General features: G+C 59.7%; 9 protein-coding genes. All 9 read left to right on the forward strand.

What is annotated here, in order from left to right:
- The coding region (locus B3M58_RS09695) for a tyrosine-type recombinase/integrase (protein WP_296218648.1) at nt 1–1,179 on the forward strand (1,179 nt) is incomplete at its 5' end.
- A 738-nt stretch (nt 1,180–1,917) separates the two neighbouring features.
- Nucleotides 1,918–2,112 (forward strand): helix-turn-helix transcriptional regulator, encoded by a 195-nt coding sequence (locus B3M58_RS09700; RefSeq protein WP_296218650.1) that lies wholly within the window; start codon nt 1,918–1,920, stop codon nt 2,110–2,112.
- Entirely contained in the window at nt 2,109–2,762 is a 654-nt protein-coding gene (locus B3M58_RS09705) for a hypothetical protein (protein WP_296218652.1), read from the forward strand. Before B3M58_RS09700 ends, B3M58_RS09705 begins: the two co-directional genes overlap by 4 nt.
- A 3-nt stretch (nt 2,763–2,765) precedes the next feature.
- Complete coding sequence (locus B3M58_RS09710) at nt 2,766–3,071, forward strand: helix-turn-helix domain-containing protein (protein WP_296218654.1); 306 nt, start codon at nt 2,766–2,768, stop codon at nt 3,069–3,071.
- The gene (locus tag B3M58_RS09715) at nt 3,068–3,307 is read left to right on the forward strand and encodes a hypothetical protein (protein ID WP_296218655.1); all 240 of its coding nucleotides are present in this window, start codon (nt 3,068–3,070) and stop codon (nt 3,305–3,307) included. The genes B3M58_RS09710 and B3M58_RS09715 overlap by 4 nt, the downstream gene beginning before the upstream one ends.
- An 81-nt stretch (nt 3,308–3,388) precedes the next feature.
- Nucleotides 3,389–3,640, forward strand: a complete 252-nt coding sequence (locus tag B3M58_RS09720) for a helix-turn-helix transcriptional regulator (protein ID WP_296218657.1) — start codon at nt 3,389–3,391, stop codon at nt 3,638–3,640.
- A 420-nt stretch (nt 3,641–4,060) separates the two neighbouring features.
- A complete protein-coding gene (locus B3M58_RS09725; RefSeq protein ID WP_296218661.1) occupies nt 4,061–4,408 on the forward strand; it encodes a hypothetical protein in 348 nt (115 codons plus the stop codon).
- A complete protein-coding gene (locus B3M58_RS09730) occupies nt 4,405–4,740 on the forward strand; it encodes a hypothetical protein (protein ID WP_296218662.1) in 336 nt (111 codons plus the stop codon). Before B3M58_RS09725 ends, B3M58_RS09730 begins: the two co-directional genes overlap by 4 nt.
- Nucleotides 4,737–4,916: a hypothetical protein gene (locus B3M58_RS09735; RefSeq protein ID WP_296218663.1), complete on the forward strand. Its 180-nt coding sequence runs from the start codon at nt 4,737–4,739 to the stop codon at nt 4,914–4,916. Before B3M58_RS09730 ends, B3M58_RS09735 begins: the two co-directional genes overlap by 4 nt.
- The last annotated feature ends 16 nt before the right edge of the window (nt 4,917–4,932 follow it).

Raw genomic sequence — 4,932 nt, forward strand, 5'->3', positions numbered from 1 at the left:
CGAGTCAGCGTGGAATCCGCATTGGACGGCGCGGGCCTGTATTTCCGGGTGAAACCCAACGGCAACAAGTCGTGGGAACTGCGCTACAAGAAGCCAGACGGCAAATGGTCGTGGCTTGGCCTGGGCGGCTATCCAGAAGTGAGTGGTTCACTGGCCAGGCAAAAGGCTGCCGATCTGCGGGCTGATGCCTCCGAAGGGAAAAACCCGCTCGCCAGTAAGCAGGCGCGCAAGGCTGAAGAACAGGCCGCCGCCGACAACACCTTCGAGCACCTGGCGCGGGAGTGGTATGCCTCTCGCCTCAACAGCTGGGACGCTGGCACCGCCAAGCGGGTGATGGGCGCGCTTGAACGCCATGTGTTCCCCACCTTCGGTAAGCGTCCGTATACCGGCATCTTGTCTATGGAGTGGATGGAGCTGCTGCGCGGTATGGAGCAGCAAGGCATTCTGGAGCAGATGAGCCGGGTGCGTGCCTACTGCAAGGATGTGTACGACCTGGCCCGCGTGACAGGCCGCGCCGTAAACAACCCATTGGACGGCGTGCATAAGTTCCTGTCAGCCGGCAAGGCCGAGAACTATGCCCATGTATCCGCTGATGAGTTGCCCGCCCTACTCCGCGCCATTCAGTCATACCCTCACGCCAAGGATGTTCAGCTAGGTTTGCGCCTGCTGACCCTGCTGGCCGTGCGCCCCAGCGAATTGCGGGAAGCGCAGTGGTCAGAGTTCGACTTCCACAAGAAGCTGTGGACGATCCCGGTAGAACGCAAAGGCCGAAAGAAGGGCCGTGACCACCTGGTGCCGCTCTGCCGCCAGGCCATCGCCCTACTGGAAGAACTGCACCCGATCACTGGTGCTTATGCCCTGCTGTTCCCTGGGCGTAGCGATCGCACCAAACCGCGTAGCGATACGGTGTTTCTGATGGCTCTGCGGCGCCTCGGTTATGAGGGCCGGCAGACGGGCCATGGCTTCCGCCATATCGCCAGCACCATCCTGAATGAGCATGGTTTCACCGCTGACCATATCGAGGCTCAGTTGAGCCACAAGGCACCGGGTGTCCGTGGGATCTACAACAAGGCGCAGTACCTGGAGCAGCGCACCTCTATGCTGCAGTGGTATGCCGATCACCTGGACACACTGGCCGCGGGCAACGTGGTGCAAGGCCAGTTCGGCAAGCAGGCATAGCAGCACCAGCAGCACCAGCAGCAGTAAAGAAATCGACCGTTGCTGGCGCTGTTAGCCCTTGAGGCTAATGCACAGCCACACTCACGCTTTAGGCTTGCAGTGATTGTTGAAGGTGGTTCGGCGGAGCTTCGGGTTAATCGCTTCTGACCACGACCAGCCCCGGTACCGGCGCTGACGGACCGTGTCCCACTTTATGCCCAGAGCAGCTGCCAGCTCACGGCAACTCAGTGAAATATGGTCATCCCCTGCGCAGAATGGCTGTTCTTTTTTCGCTCGCATCGCCCCGCCCTCACGACTCTTAAATTAGAGCCGGGCTATGTCACTGGCGCGACTTGTGCAACCACTAGAAAAACAAGCCGAAAACTCATGGAGGCCAGTAAATACAAGGCATCAATGGCGATTTGTGCTTTCGTTCGGTTCCAGATTTTTTAGGTATTCCGACTCAAATCCGGTGCTTCATCGCAGCAGCAACTGGTGAAGAGGGCTGGCGGCACTCACGCCGCAATATAGGAGAAAATGGCCAAAAGCAGTCTTCACGGCAGAGGTTTTGGATAGTTTCGACAAGGGCTTCCCAAGCCACGCCAGTGACATAGCGTCAGTCACCCATACAGCAATAAACATGGATGCACTGATATGTCTAAAGCACCGTCAACACCGGCCGCTATCTCCCAGCCGCTTGCGTCAGCCGCCAGCTCTGCCTCCGCCCCACCATTCGACCCGGCGCTAACGATTGTGCGCATGCCGGACGTTATGGAAATCACCGGATTTGCTCGCGCCACCATTAATAAGCGCTTGAAAGATGATCCGACATTCCCCCGGCCTGTAGCGCTGAGCGACAGTAAGTCGCGGGGAGCGCCTATCGGTTTTGTCCTCGCAGAGGTTCAGGAGTGGGTGCGTAAGCGTATTGCCTTGCGTAACGAGGTGGCAGCATGAACCTGACTATCCATCACCACGGGCAACACGTCCTCGCAATCGACCCCGTCGACGGCATGGTCAATGCGAGCATGCTGGTCAAACGCTTCGGCCAGTCCGTCGAAGAGTACTTGCTGCTGGATGGTACCCAGCCCACCCTGGTCAGCATTGCTGAACGCAATGGCCATCCCCTGCCCACTCAATGGCACAACAACCAGATCCGTGCACGGCACAAACCAGACTTTCTGCGCACGCTGGCAGCAGCCGGAATCATTCGCCAGGTTGCAGGCACAGTCGGTGGCCACGCGGCAGCAGCCCCTGGCGCAGCCGGTAACGGCATCCGCAATCACTCTCCAGGCCTATGGCTTCACCCGGCGTTGGCCGTCGACCTAGCTCGCCTGGCAGAGATCCGCGGAGAGACCTGGCGACCAAGCCCGCTGGCCGAGTTCGTCGAACAGGCTCTTGCCGGGCGCGACATCGACAACCCCTGCTCGCTTGATGGCGCTGCCCCGAAGAGCGCGGCCGACAGCTTCGCTGGCATGGTGGACGCCCAAACATTGGCGAACCTGCGCCGGATGGATCAGATCTTAACCGACGGCGGCCTCTCATTCAGTGAGCGGCATCAAACCCTCCAGGCTCGCCTTGAGCAGCAAGCCCCGCGGGAGGGCTGAAAAATGAGCACAAAAAAGGCCGACCAACAGGCCAGCCCTAAGAAAACGCACCTGAAGAATACCACCGCAGCAGCCCAACGCGCCCGATTGCTTGAGCGCCTGCAGGTCGGTGCAGTGGACACCATCGAGGCGCGTCGAGACCTCAACGTGATGATGCCCGCCGCCAGGGTCAAGGAGTTGCGAGACGCCGGCCATCCGATCCAGACCCAGCGCATCACCATGACGGATGACCAGGGCCGCACCCACGCGGGTGTTGCCAGGTACTACTTGGGCACTGTGCCCACCGAAGACAGCGTGGTGCAGGAATGAACTTATATGACGGCCACCGCGTTGAAGATCATGCAGCCTTTCTGTTCGATGACTTGCTGCCAGCAGTCGTTGGCTATGCCGACAGCAAAGGCGTTCCGGTCGGAGTAGTTGCTTTTGCGGCCTGCGTGGCGATGGCGGGAGTCATGGTGATTGACGGTGTTGAACGCGACGAGATCATCCGCGCAATCGAAGAAATGCGTGTCCCAGCGAACAAAGCCCCGGAGGCGATGCGATGAGTCCGCCCGTACTTCGCTCAATCAGCGACAGCCCGCTAATCTGCAAAGGTGCTCATTACCTTACAAGCAGAGTGAGTCCCTATGGATCGAGAGCCACAAGACGGGTTGACCGACGAGTACGTCATCGTCCGCTTACCAGAAGTGCTTCGGATTACGGGGCTTTCCAAGTCGACCATCCATCGCCTGATTATATCTGGCGACTTCCCCAAACAAGTGCCGCTAACAGATTCGAAGCATCGCAATGCCCCAGTCGGCTTCGTGTTGGGCGAGATAAAGGCCTGGATCAAGCAGCGTGTCGAGATTCGAGACAAGAACAACAGCCCCCAACGCTAGTTGATAGTCACGCCAACTGGCGCTATGGTTCGTCCGTCGCGGTAAATCCCGCGGCCGACCTTGGCCGGTCGAGCATAAATAGGCGCACAAGCGCCAAGCAGTACACGGGCGCTTTTTTGTTGCCCGCGTTTTATGGCAGCTGTGCGCGGGACACCTTCGGGTGTGCCGGGTTCCTATTTGCCCGGTCGGCCAACCCGCGTATAGCTGTCACCATCACTCGCTTGGCCGCGAACGGTGGCAGCTCCCAAATAGGAGCTTCGACCATGAAACACACCCTCAATCCGCCTTCATCACACGCAGCAGCCTGGAAAGCCCGCGCCCTGGCAGCCCTTCGCGCTGACTCCTCCCTCTCCGTTCGCCTGGCTCGCTACAACAGCGCCATGGCCCGTGCTCGCGCTCTGGAAGCTCAGGAGGTGCGCCTTGCGTAAACCAACCACTACCCGCCACCCCCTGGCGATTACCGAACAAGTAGGGCAGGAAATGAGCGCTCCAGCACTTGCCACTGTCATACCGGCTGCCGAACTGGTCGAGGGCATCACCCTGACACGGGAAGAGGTTCACCACTTCAACCATGCCCGCGAGCTCTACGAAGAACTACGCCGGGTTTTGTTCGATGCAGTGATGCCGGCGATCGGTGGCGGCCATCATCCGGTCAGCCAGCGGCTCTACGACTTGCTACAGGAGTTTCATCTGCATTCCGGCGGCATGTTGGCCAAGCATCGCCAGGCGATGGAGCGTATGGACCAAGAGAAGGAGATTCGCTCATGAGCAAGGTTGACTTCGATGCGCCGTTCCAGCGCACGGCCACCAGCATCATCTCCTACTTCGTCGCCACTCCGCTGGTGGTCGTGAACGGGTTGCCGACTGCCAGGCTGATCCGGCCTTTCTCCACTCGTGAAGAGGCGGACAGGGCGGCAGCGTTGCTGAATGAGCGTTACCCGAATGACACCTGCATCTCGGGTAGCTGGGAGCTCGATCCGGCTGAGCTGGATAGCCCTGATTGGCCCGTTGATGAGCGATTGGCGTTCCGGCAACGCGAGGCCCGCGGTGACCTGGCAGCACTACTGGCGGGCATCCCCTTGGGCAGGGTGAAGTCATGAGAGACCTTGCCACCCTCTTGAGCGAGCTTGGTGATTGCCAGCTCGTCCAGTTCATCGCGCTGGCTGGCGACCCTCTCTCGACCAAACGGGGGCGTGAAATGGCCGGTAACTGGGCTTTCGGATACCTGGGCGCCTTGCGTGATTTCGGACGCATCACCGCCGAAGAGTATGAATAGCCCCGGCTTTTCTAGA

The sequence above is a fragment of the Pseudomonas sp. UBA2684 genome (genome assembly GCA_002354655.1).
Classification (GTDB): Bacteria; Pseudomonadota; Gammaproteobacteria; order Pseudomonadales; family Pseudomonadaceae; genus Aquipseudomonas.

Bases quoted from the DNA above. Each gene is read 5' to 3' on its own strand.
- B3M58_RS09710 (WP_296218654.1), top strand. From the start codon at position 2,766: ATGAGCACAAAAAAGGCCGACCAACAGGCCAGCCCTAAGAAAACGCAC.
- B3M58_RS09720 (WP_296218657.1), top strand. From the start codon at position 3,389: ATGGATCGAGAGCCACAAGACGGGTTGACCGACGAGTACGTCATCGTC.
- B3M58_RS09715 (WP_296218655.1), top strand. From the start codon at position 3,068: ATGAACTTATATGACGGCCACCGCGTTGAAGATCATGCAGCCTTTCTG.
- B3M58_RS09705 (WP_296218652.1), top strand. From the start codon at position 2,109: ATGAACCTGACTATCCATCACCACGGGCAACACGTCCTCGCAATCGAC.
- B3M58_RS09730 (WP_296218662.1), top strand. From the start codon at position 4,405: ATGAGCAAGGTTGACTTCGATGCGCCGTTCCAGCGCACGGCCACCAGC.
- B3M58_RS09735 (WP_296218663.1), top strand. From the start codon at position 4,737: ATGAGAGACCTTGCCACCCTCTTGAGCGAGCTTGGTGATTGCCAGCTC.
- B3M58_RS09700 (WP_296218650.1), top strand. From the start codon at position 1,918: ATGCCGGACGTTATGGAAATCACCGGATTTGCTCGCGCCACCATTAAT.